This is a genomic window from Bordetella parapertussis, from assembly GCF_020735925.1.
Lineage (GTDB): Bacteria > Pseudomonadota > Gammaproteobacteria > Burkholderiales > Burkholderiaceae_B > Bordetella > Bordetella pertussis.
The window spans coordinates 932,583-955,546 of record NZ_CP085971.1; the positions used below are offsets into that span (position 1 = coordinate 932,583).

21 protein-coding genes and 3 pseudogenes are annotated in these 22,964 nt (G+C 70.1%); 13 read left to right on the forward strand and 11 right to left on the reverse strand.

Translation table 11 applies throughout. The features are described from left to right. Positions 1-23 precede the first annotated feature (23 nt). The 10 genes and pseudogenes from LK409_RS04380 (at position 24) to LK409_RS04425 (ending at position 9,741) form a co-directional block, all read left to right on the forward strand. Positions 24-635 carry a LysE family translocator gene (locus LK409_RS04380; protein WP_003812309.1) on the forward strand — a complete coding sequence of 204 codons (612 nt, stop codon included), beginning with the start codon at positions 24-26 and terminating at the stop codon, positions 633-635. Between the two features lie 35 nt (positions 636-670). Continuing rightward, complete coding sequence (locus LK409_RS04385; RefSeq protein WP_003812307.1) at positions 671-1,141, forward strand: DUF1801 domain-containing protein; 471 nt, start codon at positions 671-673, stop codon at positions 1,139-1,141. Between the two features lie 222 nt (positions 1,142-1,363). Beyond that, the gene (locus LK409_RS04390) at positions 1,364-2,620 is read left to right on the forward strand and encodes a M20 family metallopeptidase (RefSeq protein ID WP_003812305.1); all 1,257 of its coding nucleotides are present in this window, start codon (positions 1,364-1,366) and stop codon (positions 2,618-2,620) included. Positions 2,621-2,656: 36 nt separating this feature from the next. After that, positions 2,657-4,171 (forward strand): ABC transporter substrate-binding protein, encoded by a 1,515-nt coding sequence (locus tag LK409_RS04395; RefSeq protein WP_010927963.1) that lies wholly within the window; start codon positions 2,657-2,659, stop codon positions 4,169-4,171. Between the two features lie 3 nt (positions 4,172-4,174). Continuing rightward, positions 4,175-5,134, forward strand: coding sequence for an ABC transporter permease (locus LK409_RS04400; RefSeq protein ID WP_010927964.1), 960 nt, complete (start codon positions 4,175-4,177; stop codon positions 5,132-5,134). Positions 5,135-5,162: 28 nt separating this feature from the next. Beyond that, positions 5,163-5,964: pseudogene (locus tag LK409_RS22760) on the forward strand (ABC transporter permease). Between the two features lies 1 nt (position 5,965). Beyond that, positions 5,966-7,600 carry a dipeptide ABC transporter ATP-binding protein gene (locus LK409_RS04410; RefSeq protein ID WP_010927965.1) on the forward strand — a complete coding sequence of 545 codons (1,635 nt, stop codon included), beginning with the start codon at positions 5,966-5,968 and terminating at the stop codon, positions 7,598-7,600. An 83-nt stretch (positions 7,601-7,683) separates the two neighbouring features. Next, entirely contained in the window at positions 7,684-8,745 is a 1,062-nt protein-coding gene (locus tag LK409_RS04415; RefSeq protein ID WP_003812296.1) for a LacI family DNA-binding transcriptional regulator, read from the forward strand. 198 nt (positions 8,746-8,943) lie between these two features. Beyond that, entirely contained in the window at positions 8,944-9,213 is a 270-nt protein-coding gene (locus tag LK409_RS04420) for a hypothetical protein (RefSeq protein WP_033446780.1), read from the forward strand. 3 nt (positions 9,214-9,216) lie between these two features. Continuing rightward, complete coding sequence (locus tag LK409_RS04425) at positions 9,217-9,741, forward strand: helix-turn-helix transcriptional regulator (protein ID WP_010927966.1); 525 nt, start codon at positions 9,217-9,219, stop codon at positions 9,739-9,741. An 8-nt stretch (positions 9,742-9,749) separates the two neighbouring features. Here the strand turns inward: LK409_RS04425 and LK409_RS04430 are convergent, their stop codons facing one another. Next, positions 9,750-10,208: a helix-turn-helix domain-containing protein gene (locus tag LK409_RS04430; RefSeq protein ID WP_010927967.1), complete on the reverse strand. Its 459-nt coding sequence runs from the start codon at positions 10,206-10,208 to the stop codon at positions 9,750-9,752. Between the two features lie 83 nt (positions 10,209-10,291). On the opposite strand from LK409_RS04430, the gene LK409_RS04435 reads away from it, so the two are divergent. After that, a complete protein-coding gene (locus tag LK409_RS04435) occupies positions 10,292-10,786 on the forward strand; it encodes a DUF2938 domain-containing protein (protein WP_010927968.1) in 495 nt (164 codons plus the stop codon). A 40-nt stretch (positions 10,787-10,826) separates the two neighbouring features. On the opposite strand, the gene LK409_RS04440 is transcribed toward LK409_RS04435, so the two are convergent. The 7 genes from LK409_RS04440 to LK409_RS04470 form a co-directional block, all read right to left on the reverse strand. Continuing rightward, positions 10,827-11,981, reverse strand: a complete 1,155-nt coding sequence (locus tag LK409_RS04440) for a CaiB/BaiF CoA transferase family protein (protein ID WP_003812288.1) — start codon at positions 11,979-11,981, stop codon at positions 10,827-10,829. Continuing rightward, positions 11,978-12,838 carry a MaoC family dehydratase gene (locus tag LK409_RS04445; RefSeq protein WP_225665758.1) on the reverse strand — a complete coding sequence of 287 codons (861 nt, stop codon included), beginning with the start codon at positions 12,836-12,838 and terminating at the stop codon, positions 11,978-11,980. The genes LK409_RS04440 and LK409_RS04445 overlap by 4 nt, the downstream gene beginning before the upstream one ends. Positions 12,839-12,857: 19 nt before the next feature. Next, complete coding sequence (locus LK409_RS04450) at positions 12,858-13,826, reverse strand: tripartite tricarboxylate transporter substrate binding protein (RefSeq protein ID WP_010927969.1); 969 nt, start codon at positions 13,824-13,826, stop codon at positions 12,858-12,860. A gap of 25 nt (positions 13,827-13,851) precedes the next feature. Further along, a complete protein-coding gene (locus tag LK409_RS04455; RefSeq protein WP_010927970.1) occupies positions 13,852-14,595 on the reverse strand; it encodes a GntR family transcriptional regulator in 744 nt (247 codons plus the stop codon). 181 nt (positions 14,596-14,776) lie between these two features. Further along, entirely contained in the window at positions 14,777-15,766 is a 990-nt protein-coding gene (locus LK409_RS04460; protein WP_010927971.1) for a Bug family tripartite tricarboxylate transporter substrate binding protein, read from the reverse strand. Between the two features lie 35 nt (positions 15,767-15,801). After that, positions 15,802-16,872 (reverse strand): Ldh family oxidoreductase, encoded by a 1,071-nt coding sequence (locus tag LK409_RS04465; RefSeq protein WP_010927972.1) that lies wholly within the window; start codon positions 16,870-16,872, stop codon positions 15,802-15,804. A gap of 11 nt (positions 16,873-16,883) precedes the next feature. After that, positions 16,884-18,074: an NAD(P)/FAD-dependent oxidoreductase gene (locus LK409_RS04470; RefSeq protein ID WP_010927973.1), complete on the reverse strand. Its 1,191-nt coding sequence runs from the start codon at positions 18,072-18,074 to the stop codon at positions 16,884-16,886. Between the two features lie 111 nt (positions 18,075-18,185). Between LK409_RS04470 and proC the strand changes: the two genes are divergently transcribed. After that, positions 18,186-18,980 carry a pyrroline-5-carboxylate reductase gene (proC, locus tag LK409_RS04475; RefSeq protein ID WP_010927974.1) on the forward strand — a complete coding sequence of 265 codons (795 nt, stop codon included), beginning with the start codon at positions 18,186-18,188 and terminating at the stop codon, positions 18,978-18,980. Positions 18,981-18,995: 15 nt separating this feature from the next. On the opposite strand, the gene LK409_RS04480 is transcribed toward proC, so the two are convergent. Beyond that, the gene (locus LK409_RS04480; RefSeq protein WP_010927975.1) at positions 18,996-19,649 is read right to left on the reverse strand and encodes a GntR family transcriptional regulator; all 654 of its coding nucleotides are present in this window, start codon (positions 19,647-19,649) and stop codon (positions 18,996-18,998) included. Between the two features lie 220 nt (positions 19,650-19,869). Here LK409_RS04480 and LK409_RS04485 point away from each other — a divergent pair, with 220 nt between their 5' ends. Beyond that, the gene (locus LK409_RS04485) at positions 19,870-20,346 is read left to right on the forward strand and encodes an NADAR family protein (protein ID WP_010927976.1); all 477 of its coding nucleotides are present in this window, start codon (positions 19,870-19,872) and stop codon (positions 20,344-20,346) included. Between the two features lie 9 nt (positions 20,347-20,355). Here the strand turns inward: LK409_RS04485 and LK409_RS22765 are convergent. Both LK409_RS22765 and LK409_RS04500 read right to left on the reverse strand, forming a co-directional pair. Then, positions 20,356-21,823: pseudogene (locus LK409_RS22765) on the reverse strand (efflux transporter outer membrane subunit). 14 nt (positions 21,824-21,837) lie between these two features. Beyond that, positions 21,838-22,961, reverse strand: a pseudogene (locus tag LK409_RS04500) (ABC transporter permease). Between the last annotated feature and the right edge of the window lie 3 nt (positions 22,962-22,964).

Genomic DNA, 22,964 nt, shown 5'->3' on the forward strand with positions numbered 1-22,964 from the left:
CCATCGCTGAGCCCGGCACTGCCATGTCCCTGCTGGCCTTTCTGCTTGCCGCCGCGCTGCTGGCCATCACGCCCGGGCCCGGCATCGCCTATGTGGTCGCCCGCACGGTGGCCGGCGGCCGCGCCGAAGGACTGGCCTCGTGCCTGGGCACGGCGCTGGGCGGCCTGGTGCACGTGCTGGCGGCGGCGCTCGGCCTGTCGGTGCTGATCGCCGAGTCGGCGCTGGCCTTCAGCTTGCTCAAGTATGCGGGGGCCGCCTACCTGGTGTACCTGGGCCTGCGCATGTGGCTGAGCCCGCGCCCGGCGGCGGTGCGCGTCGTGGCGCCGCAGGGCGCGCGGCGCGCGCTGGCCGAGGGCGTGTTGGTCGAGGCGCTGAACGTCAAGACGGCGTTGTTCTTCCTGGCGTTCCTGCCGCAGTTCGTCGATCCCGGCGCGCCGCTGGCGCCGCAACTGGCGCTGCTGGGGGGCATCTGCGTTACGCTCAATACCTTGGTCGATGTGATGGCGGTGGTCGCTGCCCATCGACTGCTGCGATCCGAGGCGGCTCGCGTTGCGCGCGCTCGCGTGCTGACGCGCGTGTCGGGAACCACGATGGTGGGCCTGGGCGTCTTTCTGGCGCTGGCGCGGCGAGACTAGCGGCCGGCGCCGCTGGCGCGCGACAAGGAGATGCGATGGCTGACAAGCGTACCGAAGGATCAGGAAAGGGCGGCGCGAAGGCTGCCGGCAAGGGCGGGCTGGGCGAGGTCGTGCTGCTGTCTGGCGGCAATCCGCAGATCGCCAAGGGCTACGGCGATGCGCCCGTGCAGGCGTACATCGCGGCCATGCCGGGCTGGAAGCGCGCGGTCGGCGAACGCCTGGACGCGATAGTCGAGCGCACGGTGCCCGGCGTCTACAAGGCCGTCAAATGGAACTCGCCCTTCTACGGCTTCGAGGGCGAGGGCTGGTTTCTCAGCTTCCATTGCATGACGAAGTACATAAAGGTCGCGTTCTTTCGCGGCGCTTCGCTGCAACCCCTGCCGCCGGGCGCGTCCAAGCAGAAGGATGTGCGCTACCTGGATATCTACGAAGATGCGCCATTCGACGAGGCCCGGTTCGCCGACTGGGTGGCGCAGGCAAGCCGGTTGCCGGGCGAGCGGATGTGAAGGCCCGCGGCCCGGACGCCGCGTAGCGATCGGCAGGTGCCTGTCTCCGACCGTCCTGGCGTCAAGTTCATGGCGCATGGCGGGGTGCCTGTCCCCGCGGGGACAGGCACCTGGCGTGTGGACATTCCAAGCAAACCCGCATCGGGAAAAGCATGATGGACCGTCCCGCGGCCACGCTCGTACGATTCGTTAAATCGATTTACTAACGTCGTGAGAGAGGCCATGTCCAAGCAAGCCATGCTCGATGCCATTGAGGCCGAGCGCGAAGTGTTGATCGGGTTCCTGCAGGAGTTCGTGCGGGCGGCGTCGCCCAATCCGCCTGGCGACACGCGGGCCGCCGCGGCGGTGATCCAGGGGTTCCTGAGCGCGCGCGGCGTGCCGAACGAGCTGCTTGGCCCCCAGGAGAGCATGCCCAATGTGGTCAGCGAATGCGAGGGTGGGCGCGCCGGTCCGCGGCTGGTCTATAACGGCCACATGGATGTGTTCCCGGTGGGCGATGGCCATGGCTGGACGCGCGACCCGTGGTCGGGCGATATCGAGGAAGGCCGCCTGCACGGCCGGGGCACCTGCGACATGAAGACGGGAACCGCCGCCTCGGTGATCGCCTATGCCTACCTGTATGCGCGGCGTGCGCAGCTGGCGGGCAGCGTGGCGCTGACCGCGGTGTCCGACGAGGAGACGGGCGGGCGCTGGGGTACGCGCTGGCTGCTGGAAAACGACACGCGCTGGCGCGGCGACTGCGTGCTCAACGGCGAGCCGAGCAGCCTGGACACGATCCGCTTTTCCGAGAAGGGCACCTTGCGGTTGAAGTTCGAGGTGCTGGCCGCCGGCGCGCACGGCGCCTACGTGCATCGCAGCGAAAGCCCCACCCGCATCGCGGCCGCGCTGATCGGCCGCCTGGCCGAAGTGGAGGCGATCGAGCCGTCCCTGCCGGCGGCGCTGAAGGCGCACCTGCAGCGCGAGGACGTGCGCCGCGCGCTCGACGTGGCGATGGGCGAGGGCGCGGCCGACGTGGTCACGCGCACCACCTTGAACGTGGGCGTGCTCAACGGCGGGCTGAAGATCAACATGATCCCGGATCGCTGCGTGTTCGAGGTCGATATCCGCCTGCCCGTGGGCACCGAGCCCGACGTGGTGCTGGCCCGGCTGGAGGGCATCCTGGCGGAGTTTCCGCAGGCCTCGATGGAAGTGCAGCAATGGCACAGCACGCCGCCCAACGTCTGCGCGCACGATCATCCCATGGTGGACTTCATCGCCGACAATGCGCAGGCGATCGTGGGGCGCCGGCCGGTGGCCGTGCCATCGATCGGGTCCACCGATTGCCGCTACTGGCGCCGCAGCGGCGTGCCGGCGTACGTCTACGGCCCGGCGCCGGGCCGCATGGCGATGAGCAACGAGTCGGTCGACCTGGATGAGTTCATCGCGGTCGCCAAGGTCCATGCGGCGGCCGGGTGGGATTACCTGAACGGCGCTGCCTGAGAGCGGCCACGGCCGCACACAACACAAGGGGAATGCATGATGAGCAAGACGGGAAAGATGGCGGCCGCGCTGGCCGCGCTGTGCTTGAGCGTGGGCCTGGCCGGCGCCGCGCGGGCGGAGTCGACGCTGCAGGTGGCCCTGTTCACCAGCCTGAACAGCCTGGACCCCAACGTCACGACGCTGGGCGAGGAGTATGTGTTCAACGGGCTGGTGTTCGGCGGGCTGACCCGCATCGACGCCAACTCCAAGGTGGTGCCCGACCTGGCGGTAAGCTGGACGCCGTCGGCCGATCTGCGCGAATGGACGTTCAAGCTGCGGCCCGGGGTGAAGTTCCACCATGGCAAGCCGCTGACGGCCAGCGATGTGGTGTTTTCGTTCCAGCGCATCGTCGACCCGGCGACCGGCTCGCCCGGCCGCACGCAGCTGGAGGTGATGAAGTCGGTGGACGCGCCCGATGACGCCACGGTGCATTTCACCCTGACGCAGCCGTATGCCGATTTTCCCGGCTTGCTGACCGGCCGCCAGTTGCGCGTGGTGGCGCAGGATCGCATCGACACCATCAAGACCCAGCCCAGCGGGACGGGCCCGTTCCGCTTCGTGCGCTATACGCCGGGCGACCAGCTCGAGCTGGAGCGCAATCCCGATTACTACGACAAGGACCGCATCAAGATCGACCGGGTGGTGATGCGCGTCATGCCCGAGGCGGCCGCGCGCGTGGCGGCCTTGCGCTCGGGCAGCATCGACATGATCTGGAACCTGCCGCTGGAGACCATTCCGGACCTGAAGAAGGACGCCGCGGTAGTGGTGGACTCGGTGCCCAGCGCCAGCTGGGATGGCATCGTGCTGAACAACTCCAAGCCGCCGTTCAATGATGTGCGGGTGCGCCGCGCGGTGTTCCTGGCGCTGGACAAGAAGGAGCTGGTGAACTTCGCGCTGTTCGGCGAGGGCTCGCCCACCCACAGCCCGATCGCGCCGACCGATCCCGCGTTCAACAAGGATATCGGCTTTGCCCCCGACCTGGCGCAGGCCAAGCAGTTGCTGGCCGAGGCCGGCTATGCCAAGGGTTTCGCGGTGGACATCTTCGTGCCGGCGGGCCGGCCTTCGCGCGAACGGCTGGGCGTGGCCGCGCAGCAGCTGCTGCGGCCGCTGGGGATCAAGCTGAACGTGCAGCGGGTGCCTTACAACCGCTATTCGGCTGGCGTGGCGGGAATCGCGCCCATGTATGTGGATGGCTTTTTCGCCAGCCCGGTGATCGACGCGGCGACGTCGCCCTGGTTCTACAGCACGGGTTCGTGGAACGCGCGCATGTGGCATTTCTCGAGCAAGCGCGTGGACCAGGCGCTGGACGCGGCGCGCGCCAGCACCGACCGCGCCGAGCAGATCCGCCACTACCAGGATTTCCAGCGCGCGCTCACCGAGGAGGTGCCGGGCGTGATCGGCTACGTGACCAATGTCGCCACGGCCTACCGCGCCGACATCAAGAACTACCACACCAATCCCTTCCTCTGGCTCGACCTGTACGACGTCGAGAAAACCGGCGGGGCGCGCTGAGCCATGTGGGCCTATCTCGTCAGGCGACTGGGGCACGTGGTGTTCGTGGTCGCGGCCATGGCGGTGCTGATCTTCCTGATCACGCAGGCCATGCCCGGCAACGTGGCCTACACCATCGCGGGGCACTTCGCCTCGCCCGAACAGGTCGCCGCCATCGAGGCCCGCCTGGGCCTGAACGATCCGCTGTGGACGCAGTTCTGGCGCTGGGCCGGCGCCGCGCTGCACGGCGACATGGGGCAGTCGCTGGTGATGGGCCGGCCCGTCGGCCCGCTGATCTCCGCGGCGCTGGGCCGCTCCGCGCTGCTGGCGGTGGCGGCCCTGGTGCTGACGGCGGCGCTGGGCATTTTCCTGGGCGTGGTGGCGGCGGTGCGCCATGGCCGCTGGCAGGACCGGCTGATCCTGGCGTTCTCGTGGCTGTCGATTTCGCTGCCGCAGTTCCTGATCGCCATCGTGCTGGTGCTGCTGGTGGCCGGCACGCTGGGGTGGCTGCCCGCCACCGGGTATGTGGAGCTGTCCGCCGGCTTCGGTGCCTGGCTGTCGCACCTGGTGATGCCGGTATGCACGCTGGTGCTGGGCCTGGTGGCCCACGTCACCAGCCTGCAGCGCTCCAGCATGCTGGAGACCCTGAGCGCGCCCTATGTGCGCGCGGCCCGCGCCAAGGGCCTGCGCGAACGCACGGTGCTGTACCGCCATGCCCTGCGCAACGCGCTGATTCCCACCGTGACGGTGCTGGCGCTGGACTTCGGCATCCTGATGGGCGGCATCGTGGTGGTGGAGACGGTGTTCTCGTATCCCGGCCTGGGCCGCCTGCTCATCTTCGCCGTGGAGCAGAAGGACCTGCCCGTGCTGCAGGCCGGCGTGCTCGCGGTCACCGTCATCTATGCCCTGGCCAACCTGGCGGCGGATATCGCCTATGCCATTCTCGACCCCCGGATCCGCTATGGAAATCTCGACACCCATTGAAGCCGGCCGCGCCCGCGCGCCGCTGCCCATGGCCCTGGTCGTGGGTACCCTGATGCTGGCAGCCATCGTGCTGGTTTCGCTGGGCGCGCCCTGGCTGGCCCAATACGATTTCGACGCCATGGACGCCGCCGCGCGCATGCTGCCGCCGTCGCCGCAGCACTGGCTGGGCACCGACGAATTCGGCCGCGATGTGTTCAGCCGCGTGCTGTATGGCGGCACCACGTCAATCCTGCTGGGCGTGTCGGCCACCGCCCTCAGCTTCGTCGTGGGCGTGCCGCTGGGCCTGCTGGCGGGCTACCTGCGCGGCTGGATCGACGACGCGGTGATGCGCACGGTGGACATCGTCATTTCGGTGCCGCCGGTCATGCTGGGCCTGCTCATCCTGGCGTCCACCGAGCCCAGCCTGTGGAAGGCGGCGCTGGCCGTGGGGATCATCTACACGCCCATCATGATCCGGCTGGCGCGCGGCATGACGCTGTCGCTGGCCAACGAGGAGTTCATCACCGCAGCCCGCGCGCGGCGAGGGGCTGGCCTGGATCCTGCTGCGCGAGATCCTGCCCAATGCCTTGCCGCCCCTGGTGGTGGAGGCGTCGCTGCGCGTCAGCTTCGCCATCCTGCTGGGCGCGGTGTTCAGCTTCCTGGGGCTGGGCACGCAGCCGCCGTCCTCGGACTGGGGCCTGATGGTGGCCGAGGCGCGTCCCTACCTGGAGCGCGCGCCCTGGGTGGCCCTGTCGCCCGGGCTGGCGATCTGCCTGACCGTCATCGCCGTCAACCTGATGGGCGAAGGCCTGCGCAAGCGCCTGGATGCGCGCGGCGAGCAAAGGAACTGAGATGCACCAAGACACTATCCTGAATATCAAGGGCCTGGAGGTGCGCTACGGCCGCAACCAGGTGCTGCATGGCGTGGATCTCGAATTGCCGCGCGGCGCGTCGCTGGGCATCGTGGGCGAGAGCGGCTCGGGCAAGAGCACGATTGCCTGGACGGTGCTGGGCCTGTTGCCGCCCGGCGCGGCGGTCACCGCCGGCAGCGTGGCCTTCGACGGCGAGGACATCACGGGAGAACGCGCCGCCGGGCTGCGCGGCGACCGCATTGCCATGGTGTTCCAGGACCCATTTACCGCGCTCAATCCCAGCCTGCCCGTCGGCCGCCAGATCACCGAGGCGCTGGTCGAACGCGGGCGCGCCGATGCCCGCAGCGCGCGCGCCGAAGCCCTGCGGCTGATGGACGAGGTGCGCCTGCCGCGCGCCAGTACGTTGCTGGACGCCTATCCGCACCAGTTGTCCGGCGGCATGAAGCAGCGCATCGTGATCGCCACGGCGCTGGCCTGCTCGCCCGACTTGCTGCTGCTCGACGAGCCGACCACCGCGCTCGACGTCACGGTGGAAGCCCGCATCCTGGATCTGCTGGACGAGTTGCGGGTGCAGCGCGGCCTGAGCATGGTCTTCATCAGCCACAACATCGGTTTGGTCGAGCGCATGTGCTCGCGCGTGACGGTCATGCACGGCGGGCGCGTGCAGGAAGCCGGCGCCGCGCAGCAGGTGCTGTGGCATCCCGCCCATGCCTACACCCGCAAGCTGCTGGCTGCCTTGCCGCTGCTGGAAAAGCGCGCGCCGGCCGTGCCGGCCGTCGGCGCGCCGATCGCGCGCGTGCGCGACGTGCGCCTGACATTCCGGCCCGCCCATCCGCTGGGCGGCTGGGCCAGGCTGCTGCGCCTGCCGCGCGCCGAAGGCGTGGCGGCCCTGGCCGGCGTGTCGCTGGAACTGCGGCCGCGCGAAGTGGTGGGCCTGGTGGGCGAGAGCGGGTCGGGCAAGTCGACCCTGGGCCGCTGCCTGGTCGGCCTGCAAGCGCCGGATGCGGGCACGGTCGAGCTGTCCGACCACGATGTGTACCGCGCCAGCCCGGAGGTGGCGCGCCGGCTGCGGCGCCAGTCGCAGATGGTGTTCCAGAATCCCGACTCCTCGCTCAACCCGCGCCAGCGCGTGGGCGAGGTGTTGCGCCGCCTGCTGCAATTGATGGGGCTGGATCGCCGCCAGCAGGATCGCCGCATGGACGAGCTGCTGGATCTGGTGCGCCTGCCGGCGGCCTACGCCGAGCGCTATCCGCACCAGCTCAGCGGCGGGGAAAAGCAGCGCGTGGGCATTGCCCGCACGCTGGCGCTGGAGCCTTCGGTGCTGGTGTGCGACGAAGCCACTTCGGCGCTGGACGTGTCGGTGCAGGCGTCGATCCTGGAGCTGCTCAAGGACTTGCGCGACCGGCTGGGCGTGGCGATGCTGTTCATCTCGCATGATCTGGCGGTGGTGTCGCAGATATCCGATCGGGTGGTGGTGATGCGCCATGGCGCCATCGTCGAGCAGGGGCGCACCGATCAGGTGCTCAGCGCCCCGGCCCACGAGTACACGCGGCTGCTGCTCGACAGCGTGCCGGCTTTCGTGGCGCGCCGCGCGCGGGAGGCGGCCGTGGCCTGACAGCGGCCTTTGCGGGGGGCGGCGACGGGCGGGCCTTGCCCCTATAATCCGACGCATGACTGAGCACCCGGGCGCATGACGCCATGACGACCAAGGCTACGGGCAACCGCAAGGTAGTCAAGATCGTGGACGTCGCCAAAGCGGCCAACGTCTCGCCCGCGGTCGTCTCGCGCATTCTCAGCAATGACAGCAAGCTGGTGGTGCGCGAGGAAACCCGCGCCCGCGTGCAGCAGGCCATCGAGGCGCTGGGCTACACGCCCAACCTGCAGGCGCGCGGCCTGCGCTTGTCGCGCTCCAATACGCTGGCCATGATCGTGCCCGAGCTCAACAGCCCGGTCTTTCCCGTAATCATCCAGGGCGCCCAGCGCGCCGCCTGGGAGCGCGGCTATTCGCTGCTGGTGGGCGGCATGGGCGGCGAGGAGGAGGACCCCAAGGTGGCCGGGCGGCTGTTGCGCAGCAACCGTATCGACGGCCTGCTGGTGACCACCGGCCGGCACGAAGCGCAGATGCTGCAGGAGCTGGCTACGCTGAACGCGCCGTTCGTGCTGGTCAACCGCTACCTCGACGATCAGCATCCCTACGTCGAACTCGACGAGCGCGGCGCGGCGGCGGCCATCACCCGCCATTTCATCGAACTTGGGCATCGCCGCATCGCCTTCCTGGGCGGTCTGCAGCGGCGGGTGGGCGAACGCCGCGTGGCGGGCTACGCCGACGCGCTGGCCGAGGCGGGCCTGCCCTGGGTGCCGCAGCTGGTGGTCGACGCCGGCTACTACAAGCCCGGCGGCGAGGACGGACTGCGCCAATTGCTGGCGCTGGACGAGCCGCCCACCGCGGTGGTGGCCACCAACGAGATCGTGGCCGCCGGCGCGATGGCGGCCGCGCACCGGCAGGGCGTGCGCATTCCGCGCGACCTCTCCATCGCCAGCTTCTCCGACGGCATCGTGGCCGAACTGCTGAGCCCCGCGCTGACCGCCGTGCGCTTTCCGCTGGAGCGCATGGGCTACCTGGCCACCGCCATGCTGGTCGATATCGTCGAGGGGCGGGGCGCGCCCCAGGCGGGCCTGTGCCTGCCGCACGAGAGCGTGGTCGTGCGCGACTCGACCGCCCGGCCGCCCGGCCGCAAGGCGCGCGCCGCCACTCGCTAGGCGCCGGGCCGCAGGCCCGGACAGCGTGCCGAAACCGTCACCCTTGCCCTGGGCAGCCGGCCCGATTCCTGGCATTTGCATGCCTGGACGGACACGGCTCGAATGGCACGCATGGCGCAGCCAGGGGTCGGAATCGTCGTAATCGAAGGGTTGTCAGTTGGCATCCTGAACGGATTGCCTCAAACTGAAAAACACCGCATGACACGTTGCCCGCATCCAGACAAAGACGTCGACGCCGCGCTCAAGCATGCCGAGGCGCACGGCTGGTACATCCGGCGACGGGGCGGCCATGCCTGGGGGCGCATGTACTGCCCATGCAACGACAGCGAATGCCGTTGCGGCGAGTTCTGCATCACCAGCATCTGGAGCACCCCCAGGAACCCGGGCCACCACGCGCGCGCCCTGCGGCGCGTGGTGGATGACTGCGCCAGGCATCGCCGGGCGCATGCGTGCCGCAGCAAGGAGTAACCCATGGAATACCTCTTCACCCTCAAATACCAGCTGGCCGACGCCGACAGCGACCTGGACCCCTTGGTCGAGCGTCTGGGCCAGGCCGGTTGCGACGACGCCCTGGTGGGCATGGGCCTGCCCGGCCGCCTGGCGCTCGAATTCACCCGCGAGGCCGACAGCGCCGAGGCGGCCGTGCGCAGCGCGCTGGCCGACGTGCGCCGCGCCATGCCCACGGCGGCGCTGATCGAGGCCGCGCCCGACCTGGTCGGCCTGACCGACGTGGCGCAGATCGTCGGCGTGTCGCGGCAGAACATGCGCAAGCTGATGCTGGCGCACCCCGCCACCTTTCCGGCGCCCATCCACGAGGGCAGCGCCTCGCTGTGGCACCTGGCCGACGTGCTGGGCTGGCTGCAGGCCCGCGGCGGCTATCCGCTGGCGCAGGCCACGCTGGATGTGGCGCGCATGGCGCTGAAGGTCAATGTGGCCAAGGAGGCGCGGCGCCTGCCGCGCTCGGCCGGCGCCGGCCTCGACGCCCTGGTGGGATGACTTGCCGCCTATGGCCTGGCGGGTGCGCGCTTGCGGGGCGAGCGCGGCGCCACGCCCGTTGACGCCGGCCGCCGGCGGCTCAACGCGCCGGCCGCCGCCGCCTTGAGCAGCCGCCTGAAGGTCGGGCATTGCGCATGGCTGGGGGCGGGACAGGCGGCGGCATGCCGCAGCCCGCGGCTCATGGCCTGCAACTGCTTGACGGTGGCGTCGATTTCTTCGGCCTTGGCCAGCAATACCTGCCGGTCCACCCGCGGCGCGCCTTGCGGCGACAGCATCGCGCGTATGTCGTCCAGCGACAGGCCGCCGGCCTGGCCCAGCGCGACAAGAGCCAGTTGCTCGAGCACCGCTGGCGCATAGCGGCGGCGCGCGCCGGGCGGGCTGACCGGCGCGATCAATCCCACCTTGTCGTAGTACCGCAATGTCGAGGCCGGAACGCCGGTGCGCCTGGCGACTTCGGCAATATCCATGCAAGACCTCCATTGACTTAAAGTTGACTTCAACTTCTATCATAGGCCTTCTCGATGAAGAGGGTCAACGCACAGGAGGGGATATGGCACCGCAGGAGATGCTGGCGCGCGTCGTGCTGGTCGGCATGGGCGCCACGGCCGTGATGGACGTGTGGACGATGGCACTCAGGCGCCTGGGCGTGCCCGTGCTGGACTATGCCCTGGCGGGCCGCTGGGCGGGCCACTGGCGCCATGGCCGGTTTGCGCACGCCGATATCCGGCAGGCGCCGGCGGTGCGCGGCGAAGCGGCGTTGGGTTGGGGGCTGCACTATGCGACCGGCGTGCTGTTCGCCGGCCTGCTGGTCGGCGTCGCGGGCCAGGCATGGCTGCGGGCGCCGTCGCCGGGGCCGGCCTTGGCGGTGGGCGTGGCGACCGTGCTGTTGCCGTGGTTCGTGATGCAGCCCGCGCTGGGAGCGGGACTCGCTTCGTCGCGCACGCCCACGCCGCTCAGGAATTGCCTGCGCAGCGTGCTTGTGCACGCGGTCTTTGGCCTGGGGCTTTATCTGGCCGGCCTGGCGCTGGCCTGGATAGGGCGCTGAACCGGCGCCCGCGCGGCGCATGTCCGCGCGGGCGCGCGGATCATGCCGGCGGGCCGGTCCGGGTTCCGCTCGCCAGCAGCCCGTTGTGCGCGCCCAGGGCGGGCGCGCCGCTGACGAAGCGGGCCGGGGTATCGGACAGGCGTATCGGACTGGCCAGCGTCGCGGCCGTGGCGGCGCCGGCGGTTTCGGGCCGGCGCACCATTTCGCGCGCCGCCACCTGCGGATGGCGGAGAATGTCGGCGTAGCTCAGCACGGGGCCGGCGGGGATGCCCGCCTCGCGCAGGCGCGCCAGCCAGTGTTCGGACGGCTGCGTGGCCAGGGCCTGTTCGACCAGTTCGGCCAGGACCGCGCGATGGGCCAGCCGGGCCGTGTTGTCGGCGAAGCGTGGATCGTTCTTCAGCGCGGGACGGTCGAGCAGGTCGCAGGTTTTCTCCCAAAGGCCCTGCGAGGCCGCGCCCAGCGCAATGGCGCCGTCCTGGGTCCGGAATATCTGGTAGGGCGCGGCGTTGCGCGAGGCCTGTCCCATGCGTTCGGGATTGTGGCCCGTGGCCAGGTAATCGGCGACCTCCAGCGGCGCCATGGCCAGCGCCGAGTCCAGCAAGGCGACGTCGACCAATTGCCCCGTGCCGGTTTGCTGGCGCGCGGCAAGCGCGGTAAGCACGCCGATGGTGGCGAACAGGGCCGTGGAAACGTCGACGATGGGAATCGGCAGCCGGTGCGCGGGGCCGTCGGTCGGGCCGCACTGCGCGGCCAGGCCGGACATGGCCTGGATGACCAGGTCGAAGCCGCCTTCGCCTCGCATGGGGCCGGATTGGCCGAAGCCCGAGATCGAGCAATAGACCAGGCGCGGGAACTCCGCATGCAGGGTCGCGTAGTCCAGGCCCAGGCGCGCCATGACGCCTGGCCGGTAGTTTTCGACCAGCACATCGGCGCTGCCGATGAGGTCGCGGCATTGCGCGCGGCCGGCCGGCGTGGAGAGGTCGATCGTGACGCTGTGCTTGTTGCGATTGAAAAGGTTGAAGAAAGCGCTCTGTCCATCGACGAAAGGGGAAGAGTGCCGCTGGTCGTCGCCGCCGCCGGGCTTTTCGATCTTGATGACTTCGGCGCCGAAGTCCGCCAGCATCGCGGTGCAATAGGGCGCCGCGATCCATTGGCCCATGTCCAGGACGCGCAAGCCTTGCAGTGCTCCCGTCATTGCACTGCTCCCGCCGGCTGCAATCGGGCGCTGCCCTCGACCGCCAGGGTCGAGCGCTCCTTGGCGTGCGCCTCGTAGCGGACCTGGTCGCCATCGCGCCAGAGGGAGAGCAGCAGGGTCTCGCCCGGATAGAACACGCCGCGAAAGCGCGCGGACAGCGTGGCGATGCCATCGGTGTCATACGCCGCCAGCTCGCGCGCGATGGCGTGCTGCACCAGGCCCATCAGGCATACGCCGTGCAGGAAAGGACGCGGGTAGCCGGCCTGGCGCGCGGCGGCGGGCCAGGAGTGCACAGGGTTGACGATGCCGTGCAGGTCGAACAGCAACGCCTGCTGCGGCAAGGTCGGCTGTTCGGTCTGGATGTCGGGCGCGCGCGCCGGGACGGCCGGCAGGCGCGTCGAGTCGTCGGGCGGTCCGCCGAAGCCGCCATCGCCGCGGCATATCGTCACCATGGAAAGCGTGGCGTAGTGCGTGCCATTGTCGGCGTCGTGCAGCGTGCGCTCGGCGTGCAGCATCGCGCCGAACTGCCGGCCCTTGTCGGTGATGCGCGTGACGCGCAGCTGGCTGGCGATGCGGCCGGCGGCGGGCAGCGGCCGGTGCGTCGCGATACGCTGCTCGCCCAGCACGCACCGGGCCCAGTCTATCCCCGTCCAGGGCTGGCGTTGCCAGAAGCCGGGGTTGGCCAGCACCAGGGCCATGCCGCCGGCGGTCTTGGGCGCGTCGCCATAGACGTACTGCAACTGGCGCTCGTCCATCGGGTCCTGGCCATAGCCTGCGCTCAGGGCATACAGGCTGCAGTCCCGCGCGCCGTACGACTGCGTCTCGACGGGAAACTCGTGCGCTAACAATGCTTGCACATTCACGACCGGCTGCTCCTCAGTTGACGGCCAGATTGAGGCTCTGGACGATGGGCTTCCACTTCTGGATGTCCGCATCGATGACGGCCTGGAACTGCGCCACGCTGCCGCCCTGCGGCGTCATGCCCATCTCCAGCAGCTTGGACCGTACGTCGTTGTCGGCCAGCACGGCCGCGACGTCGCGGTTCAGCTGTTCGACGATGGCCGCCGGCGTGCCGGCCGGGGCGACCAGGCCGAACCAGGCCGAGGCCTCGTAGCCGGGCAAGCCGGACTCGGCGATGGTCGGCACGTCGGGCAGTTTCGAGAAGCGGGTTTCGGAGCTCACGCCCAGTGCGCGCAGTTTGCCGCCCTGGACATGCGGCAGCGCCGACGAGAGGTTGTCGAACATGACTTGCACATCGCCGCCGTAGAGCGCCTGCAGCCCGGGCGCGGAACCCTTGTAGGGGATGTGCAGCATGTCGATGTTCGCCATGTGCGCCAGCAGCGCGCCGGCCAGGTGATTGGACGAGCCGTTGCCCGACGACGCATAGGTCACGCTGGGCTGCGCCTGCGCCAGCTTGATGAGGTCCTGCAGCGAGTCCAGCTTGCTGGCGGCGTTGACCACCAGCACGTTGGGCACCCGGGTGACCTGGATGACCGGCTGGAAGTCCTTGGCCGCGTCATAGCCTGGCGCGGAGAAGATCAGCGGGTTGATGGCGAACTGCCCGATCGAGGCCATCATCAGCGTGTAGCCGTCGGGCCGGCTGCGCGCCAGGAAACCGGCTGCGATGTTGCCGCCCGCGCCGGTCTTGTTCTCGACGACGACCTGGCGCTCGTACTTGGCCGACAGCTTGCTGGCGATGAGACGCGCCAGCAGGTCCGTCGTGCCGCCCGGAGCGTAGGGCACGACGAGCCGGACCGGTTCGGCGGGATAGGGGGCGGCGGCGGCGCCAGCCGACAGGGCCGAGACGGCCATGCCCAAAGCCAGGGCCAGTTTGCGGCAAAACATGATGCTTCTCCTTAGCTGATTGCACTTATAGTTTGAAGGTCCGGTCCAGCCGGACGATGTCGCCCCGATAGACGGGCGTTCCTGCGTAGATGATGCGGCCCGACTCATCGCGCACGACGCGCTTCATGATGACGACGGGCGCGCCCACGGCGATATCCAGCCACTTGGCCAGCTCCACGTCGGCGGCATCGACCTGGATCATTTCGAAGGCCTCCAGCTTGCGCTGCGGCAGGAGCTGCGGCAGGACGTGCAGCGCAATCTCATGGCGAAAGCGCTTGGGCGCCTTGCGGTACACCTCGCGGTCGATGTAGATGTCGGCCACGGTATAGGGAATGCCCTGGGCCTCGTGCACGCGGCGCATGTAGAAATAGGCGTCCGCGGGCTGTCCGTGCTGGGCATAGTCGGCGGGGCACTCGACCCGGTCGCGTTCGGCCAGGATGCGCACCTGGCTGGCGCCCCACAGGGCCCGAATACCGCTCCAGTCCTGGTCCAGCGGAAGCTCCAGGCCTACCGGCGCCACGGCGTCGTCCAGGACGAAGGTGCCGACGCCCTGGCGGCGCTGGACCAGGCCGTTGCGCTCGAGCAAGGCCAGGGCCTGGCGCGCGGTGACGACGGCGGTGTTGAACTGCCGGGCCAATTGATCGATGGCGGGCAGCCGGTCGCCCGGGCGATAGTCGCCGGCGCGGATACGCATGCGCAGCAGGTGCGCCAGATTGACATAGCGTTTGTTCGAACCGCTTGCCAGCAAGTCGTCTTTCACGGTGGCCATGTTCAGATTTCGCCCGGTGTTTTCCATATCATTCCGTAATTCTAATATTAGAATGACTTGGCAGGCAAGGGCGCAGGTCTGTCGCGTCCGCCGGTCCGGATGCCGGGTCTTGCGGCGGCCAAGATCGCCCGCTATGCGGGCGCCTTGCGCGCCTGCCTGGGTGGCCGGTGGGCCCTGGCGGTCAGTTGGCCGTGATGCCGGCCGACTGGATCAGGGCGCCCCAGCGCGCGGTCTCGCGGTTGACGAATTCGGTGGTGGACGGAAGGTCCTGGTAATTGATCACCCCGCCGGTCTGGCGGATTTTTTCCTTGATGGCGGGGTCGGCCAGGGTTTTCTTCAGCGCTGTGCTCAAGGTGGCCATGGCGGCGGCCGGGGTGGCCTTGGGCGCGGCGAGCACCGTCCACGAAGTGACCTCCAGCTCGGGATAGCCCAGTTCGGCCACCGTGGGCACATCGGGCAGGTCCGGAATCCGCGCATGGGAGGTGGCCGCCAGCGCGCGCAGGCGCGCGGCCTGGATCTGGCCGGTGGAGTTGGTGGCCTGGTCGAACATCATGTCCACGTGGCCGGCCATGGTGTCGTTGAGGGCCGGCGCATTGCCCTTGTACGGGACGTGCATCAGCCGGGTGCCGGTCTCGTGCATGAACAGGGCGCCGACCAGGTGCGTGGAGGTGCCGTTGCCCGCCGACGCGTACGTCAGCGCGTCGGGCCGGGCCTTGGCCTGTTCTATCAGTTGCGGCAGGCTCTTGAGCGTGGACTGCTGGCCCACCACGATGACATGCGGCGTGTCGTAGATGCGTCCCACCGGCGCGAGATCGCGTTCGGGCTGCAACGGCATGTTGCGGTACAGGTGGCTGTTGACGCTCATCACGCCCATACTGCCGAACAGCAGGGTGTAGCCGTCCGGCCTGGCGCGGGCCACGGCCTCGGCGCCGATATTGCCGGCGGCGCCGGTGCGGTTCTCGACGATGACGGTCTGCTTGAGCTGGCTGCCCAGGCCGGTGGCGAGGATGCGCGCGACGACGTCGCTGCCGCCGCCGGCCGAGAACGGCACGATGAGGGTGATGGGGCGCGCCGGATACGCGGCGTCGGCTTGCGCGTGCGCCTGGCCGGCCGGCAAGCATAGCGCCAGCGCCGCCAGGGCGCTGTGCAGCGCGGTGAGTCGGGGTTGCATGGCGTCTCCTTGGAGAGAGTGGGTCGAACGGGTGTCTAGGCCAGCCGCAGCAGCGCGAGCAGTGCGGCCGGGTCGATGGCGATGCCGTGTTGCGCGGCCAGCCTGCGCGCCGCGTAGCGCCGCTCGCCGGGCAAGCGTTGCTGGCCGCTGCGCAACAACGCCTGCGCCAGCTGGTCGATGCGCGCCGCGAAGCCGTGGCCGGCCGAGCGCGCCGGGTCGATGCACAGGAAGAACTGGCCGGTGCGCGAGGTCTGGGCGGTGGGGTGGGCGCTGCGATCGACTTCCCAGGAAAAGCTGCCGCCGGTCAGCGCGGCAGCCAGTACCTCGACCATCATGGCGATGGCCGAGCCCTTGTGGCCGCCGAACGGCAGCAGGGCGCCGCCGTCGAGCACGGCCGCCGGGTCGCGCGTGGGTTGTCCGTGCCTGTCCACGCCCGCGTCGGGCGGCAGCGTGTGGCCATGCTGGGCCGCCAGTTGCACATCGCCCTTGGCCATGACGCTGGAGGCCTGGTCGAATACCAGCGGGTCCGCGCCGGCGCGCGGGCAGGCGAAGGCCATGGGATTGGTGCCGTACAGCGGGGTGGTGCCGCCATGCGGCGCCATGTGGCTGATGCTGTTGACGGCGGTCAGCGCGATCCACTGCTGGCGCGCGTAGGGCTCGACGTCCAGCCACAGCGCGCCGAAGTGGTGCGAGTTGCGCGTCAGCAGCACGGCCAGGCCGTGCTGGCGCACGCGCTCCTCGATGAGCGGGCGCGCCGCCCGCAGGGCGCATTGGGCGAAGCCGTTGCGCGCGTCGACGATGATGGTCGCGCCGCTGGCGTCGATGACTGCCGGCTCGGCGTGCCCGTCGACCCAGTCGGTGCCCAGGGTGGCCACATAGCCGGCCACGCGATGCAGGCCGTGGCTTCGGGCCTCGTCCTGTTCGGCCAGGGCGCAGGTTTGCGCCAGTACGGCGGCGGTCGCGGCGCTGGCGCCGGCGCGCTCGAACAGCCGCGCCAGCAGCGCGGCCAGCTGGTCGGCGCTCAGCCGGCAGGGCGCGCCCGTGTCGGCGCAGCGCGCCAGGTGGCCGGCCAGTTCGTCGTGCGATGCGGCGGGGGAGATCGTCATGGTCGCAGCCCTCAGAGAATGCCTTCTTCGCGGTAGGGCTGGCTGGCCTGCACGCGTTCGTAGCCCAGCTTCGACAGGTCGAGGCTCTGGAACGCGCCGTGCACCAGCAGTTCGGCGATGCCGCGGCCGGCGGCGGGCGCGTGCATCATGCCGTGCCCGGAGAAACCCGCCACCGTGTACAGATTCTTCAGGCGCACGTTCCAGGCACCGATCACCGGGTTGCCGTCGAGCTCGTTCTGTTCGTACAGGCCGGACCAGGTGCGGTGGCACTTGGCCGCTTCGAGCGGCGGGAAGTGATGCGCCACGGCCGGCCAGACGACGTTCTCGAAATAGTCGTGATCGACATCGAAGTTGAAGCCCCGGTTTTCGTCGCCGTTGACCAGGCCGCCGGAAAAGCCCCGGCCTTCGGAGCGGAACGCCAGGCGGCTGAGATCCTTCACGTAGGGCAGGGGTTCGATCGGGTTGCCGCACGTGAAGTAGTGTTCGAAGCGGCGCATCGGCACGACCGGCAGGTGCATGCCGAACAGCTCGGCGACCTGGCCCGACCAGGCGCCGGCGGCGTTGACGAAGGCTTCGGCGTCCAGCTGCGCGCCGCTTTCCAGCGTGACGCGGCGCGCGCGGGCGGGCGTGACGTCGGCGGCCACGACACGGTCCTTGAGATACACCGCGCCCAGTTCGACGGCCTTGCGCCGAAAGCCCCACAGCAGGCCGTTGGGATCGCACCAGCCGTCTTGCGGCGTATGCGCGCCGGCGCCCAGGTCGTCGACATGGATGGAGGGAAAGCGCGCCTTCAGTTCGGCGGGGGTAAGCAGGTCGACCTGGCAGCCCATGGCCTGCTGCCGCGCCACGTTGCGCTCGAGCATGGCGACGCGCTCGGGCGGCACGAGGAACAGGTAGCCGCCTTGCACCCAGTCGACCGGCGCGGGCCGGCCATTGGCGGCCATGGTGTTCTCGAAGTTCTTGATGACGTCCAGGCTGTAGAGCGACATGGCGATGTTCTCGGGGCAGGTGAACTGCACCCGGCAGCCGCCCGATGAACGCAGCGCCGAGGCGAACTCGTAGCTCGGATCCGGCTCCACGACGCAGACCCGCGCGGCCGGGTCGCGCGCCAGCACGTGGTAGGCCACGCTGGAGCCGATGATGCCCCCGCCGATGATGACGATGTCGTACTGCTGGACCTGCGGCTGATTCATGGCTTGCACCCGATTCCAATGTTGGCGAGAATGTATCCTTTATTGGATCCAATTAAATCATGGCTGGCGGGGCCGCGGTGTTGCGGGAAACCCTGATGCGGCCGGACAGGGAGCGCGAGGATGAGGCAGGCATTGTTTCTGGGTTACGGCCGGATGGGCGCGGCGCTGGGCGAAGCCTGGCTGCGCGCCGGTTTGCTGGCAGGGATAGACGCGGTCGATCCGGGGCGCGATGGCGCCGGCCTGCGGGCGCGCCTGGTGCGCGGGGCGGACGAATTGCCGGAGCAGGCCTACGACCTGGTGGTGCTGGCGGTGAAGCCGGCCATGGCGCAGCAGGCCTTGCGCCCCGTGCCGCCGGCGCGGCTGGCGCGCGCCTGCCTGGTGTCCATCATGGCCGGCGTGCCGGCCGGCGCATTGCGGCAGGCGCTGCAGCCGCCGCGGCCGGTGGCGCGGGCCATGCCCAATACGCCGGTCATGGCGGGGCAAGGCTGCACCGGGCTGTACGGCGGCGACGATGTCGCGCCCGCGCAGCGCGCCGCGATCGGCCGCCTGTTCGAGGCCGTGGGCGCGGCGTTCTGGGTCGATACGGAAGATCAGCTGCACGCCGTGACGGCGTTGAGCGGCAGCGGTCCGGCCTACTACCATCTGTTCAGCGAGGCGCTGGCGCAGGCGGGCGAGCAGCTGGGCCTGCCGGCCGCGCTGGCGCGCAGCCTGGCGGCCCGCACGGCGCTGGGCGCGGCCAGCCTGCAGTGCGAGGAAGGCGCCGATTTCGCCGCGCTGCGCCGCGAGGTGACCTCGCCCCACGGCACCACCCATGCGGCGATCGAAGTGTTCGAGCAGGCGGGGGCGCTGCGCACGCTGGTGCGCGATGCGGTGCGGCAGGCGCAGGCGCGCTCGCGCGAGCTGGCGCGGCCCTAGGCGGGCGGCGCTGCCTCAGATCAGGCCATGTTCCTTGCGCAGCACGTCCTGCGTGTGCTCGATGTGCGCTTCGAGCAGGTCGCGCGCGCGCTTGGCCTTGCCGGCGATGCATGCGTCCAGGATGGCGCGGTGCTCGTTCTGGGGCGACTTGCGGCCCACGGCATAGGACTGGTGCGCACGCAGATGGATATCGATGCCGCGCACCAGGTTCTCGATGGTCTTGAGCAGGCGCGGGCGGCCGCTGGGGCGGTACAGGCACATATGGAATTCGAGGTTCAGCTCGCTCCATTCGCGCGGGAATTCGCTGGCGTCGTAGCGCGCGATGATGGTCTCGGCTTCCTTGAAGACCGCGGGCGTCATGTGCGGAATGGCCAGCACCAGCGCGCGCGATTCCAGCCCCACCCGGATGTCGAGCGTTTCCAGCAGTTCCTGGACCGAGCGCGACGCGACCACCGAGCCCTGGTGCGGCGCGTGCGTGACCAGTCCCTCGGCTTCCAGCCGCTTGAGCGCCTCGCGCACCGGTATGCGGCTGACGCCGAAGCGCTTGGCCAGCACCTCCTGCTTGAGCTGCACGCCGATGCCCAGCGAGCCGTCGAGGATCAGGGCGCGCAACTCGTCGGTCACGCCATCGGCGGTCAGCGTCAAGGGTCCTGCATTAGCGTTGGTCATGCCTGGTCAACCTGGAAGAGCCGCGCGGCCGGATGGCCGTCGAGGATGGGGGCCGATCATACACACCGCGCGCGGCCCGGCGGGCGGCTGCGGGGGGGTGAAACGGCGTGGATATTATTTTGGATCCATCATACCACCCGCGTCGGCGCTGCGTGACCCGCCGCGCAGGGTACGGGGTATCATCGGGGCCGCCGTCAGCGACACTAGAAGGAAGCGTGCCATGAACTCCGCATCTCGCCTGAACATCTCCAGTACGTCCGACGATTGGCGCGGCCTGGCGCTGTCGAATTTCCCCCTGTCGCCGTTCGTGCTCGATGGCGAGCTGTTCGCCTCGGTGGAAGGGTTCATCCAGGGGATCAAGTTCCGCGAGGACGATCCGCGCCGCGCCACTGCGTTCCTGTCCAGCGGCTGGGATGCCAAGCACCTGGGCGACACGGTGGACCGCAGCGGGGCCTATTGGGGCGGCGCGCGCATTCGGTACGGCTCGGCCGAACACCACCAGTTGATCGAGCGGGCCATCCGCGCCCGCATCAAGCAATGCGAGGGCTTGCGTCGCACCTTGCGGGCGACCGAGGGCATGACCCTGGTGCACGATACCGGCAAGCCGGAGGCCCCGCATACCTCGCTGCCCGCCACGGTGTTCTGCCGCATTCTCGAAACGCTGCGCCGGGAAATTCTGGCGCGCGCGCGGCCGTAGCCGCGGCGGCTAGGGCTGCGTCTCGGCGCCGCCGGCCAGGGCCTTGTAGAGCACGACCAGGCGGGTGCGCAGGCGCCCGTCGCTGGCCGTGAGGTCGCGGCGCGCCTGCAGGTCTTCGCGTTGCGCGTCCAGGACGGCCAGGTAGTCGGTCAGGCCGCCGAGATAGCGCGCCTGCGCCCATGCGCGGGCCTGCGCGGCGCTTTCGGCCTTTTCCCGCAGGCGCGCATATTGCAGCTGTTCGGCGCGATAGCCGCTGAGTGCGTCGTCGACTTCATGCCAGGCCCGCAGCACGGTCTGCTGGTAGGCGACGGCGGCCTCCTGCTGCTGCAGTTCGCGCAGCGTGACCACGCTGCGGCGGCGGCCGCTGTCGAAGATGGGCAGGTCCAGCGACGGCCCGATGGACCAGGTGCGGCTGCCCCAGTCGCCGAACTTGCCGCTCTCGTACGATTCGTAGCCGAACCGCGCGCCCAGGCGGATGCTGGGGTAGAGGTCGGCCTGGGCCAGGCCGATGCGGGCGGTGGCCTGGTGCAGGCGCGCTTCGGCGGCGCGCCAGTTCGGACGGCAGCCCCAGCGCGTAGTCGGGCAGCGGCCGCGCCGGGCCGTCGCCTTCGGGCGCGGCCAGCTCGTCGCCCAGTTCGCCGGGCCGCGCGCCGAGCAGCAGGCCCAGGCGGTTGCCGGCCTGGGCCTGCTGCTCCAGCCAGCGCGGCAACTGGGCCTGCAGGCCGGCCAGTTGCGTGCGCTGGCGCGCCACGTCGAGATCGGCGGCCAGCCCGCCGCGCGCTCGCGCCTGGATGAGCGACAGTTGTTCTTGCAGCGCCGCGATGTCCTGGCGCAGCAGCCGCGCCTGATGCTGCGCGGTGCGCAATTCGAAGTAGTTGCGCGCCACCTCGCTGACCAGGCTGAGCCGCGCCGCGTCGTACAGCGCGGCCGAGGCCGCCACGTCGGCGTCGGCGGCCTCGACGGCGCGCCGCACGCGGCCCCACAGATCCAGTTCCCAGGAGGCGTCGAAGCCGGCCTGGTACAGGGTGTAGGGGTCGCTGAGCAGTTCGGTGACGGCCTGGCGATTGGCCGGCGCGATGGTGTCGAGAATGCGGTTGGCGGCGGCGTCTTCGCTCTGGCGCTGGCGCGTGACGGCCGCCGCCGCGTCGACCTGCGGGCCGCGCTGCGCGGCCACTGTCCGGCGTTGCGTGCGCGCCTGGGCGTAGCGCAAGGCTGCGCTTTGCAGGTCGGGGCTGGCGGCCAGCGCGCGCGCCTGCAGGCGGTCCAGCGCCGGATCGCCGAAGCTGCGCCACCATTGCGCGGCCGGCGCGCCGGCCGCGCCGGCGTGGCCCGCCAGTTCGGGCGGGCCGCCGTGCCACGACGTCCAGTCGGCCGGGGCGGCGGGGGTGGGCGCCTGGTAGTCGGGGCCGACGGCGCAGGCCGCCAGCGCGCAGGCCAGCGCGATGCAGAGTGCGGACAGGGGCAGGCGGGCGTGCATGGCGTGGGGCGGGTTCAGACGAGACGGTTGCGAAACAGCCACGCGGCCAGCGGCAGCGTGACGGCGGCGACGGCCAGCATGGGCAGGAAGTCGATGGCCACATCGCGTACGCCGGCGCCTTCCAGGTAGACGCGGCGCACCAGGTCGACGGCGAAGCGCAGCGGGTTGGCCCAGGTCGCGGCCTGCAGCGCCTCGGGCATATGTTGCCTACCGGCGTGATCAGGCCGGACAGCAGGATCAGCGGCATCATCAGGACGAAGGTATAGACCATGGCCTGCTGCATATTGGCCGACAGCGCCGAGATCGACAGGCCGATGCCCACGCTGGCGGTGGTGAACAGCAGCAGCCCCAGGTAAAGCGTGGCGGGCGAGCCGGCCAGGGGAATGGCGAACCAATAGCGCGTCACCAGCAGGATCAGGGTCGATTGCGCCAGGCCGATCAGGATGGCGGGCACGGCCTTGCCGACCAGGATCTCCAGCGGGTTGAGCGGGGTGACCAGCAACTGGTCGAAGGTGCCTTGCTCACGCTCGCGCGCCACCGAAAGCGCGGCCAGCATGAGAGTCTGGATCATGCTGAGCGTGGCGATCAGCCCGGGCATGATGTTCCAGCGGGTTTCCAGGTTGGGGTTGAACCAGGCGCGCGTGCTCATGCGCACCGGCGGCGCGCCCACGCCCGGCAGGGCGGCGTTGTAGCCGGCCACCAGCGTTGCGAGATGGCCGGCGGCCATGCCGGCGGTGGTGGAGTTGCGGCCATCGAGCACGACCTGCATGGGCGCGTCCTGGCCGGCCGCCAGGCGCCGGTCGAAGTCGGCGGCCAGGTGGATCACCAGCAGCGCCTGGCCGCCGTCGATGACGCGGGCGATGTCGGCCGGCGCGCGCAGGGTCGCCACGCGCTGGAATACGCCGGAGCCGTCGATGCGCGCGGCCAGCTCGACCGCGCCGGCGCCGCGGCTCTGGTCGAGCAGCGCGTAGGGCACACGGTTGAGGTCGTAGGTGGCGCCATAGCCGAACAGCAGGCTTTGCAGCAGCACGGGGGCGATCAGGATGACGCGGTTGGCCGGATCCTTGACGATGGCCAGCGTCTCCTTGCGGCACAGGAAGGCGATGCGGCGCAGCATGGCGGACAGGCGGGCGAGCATAGC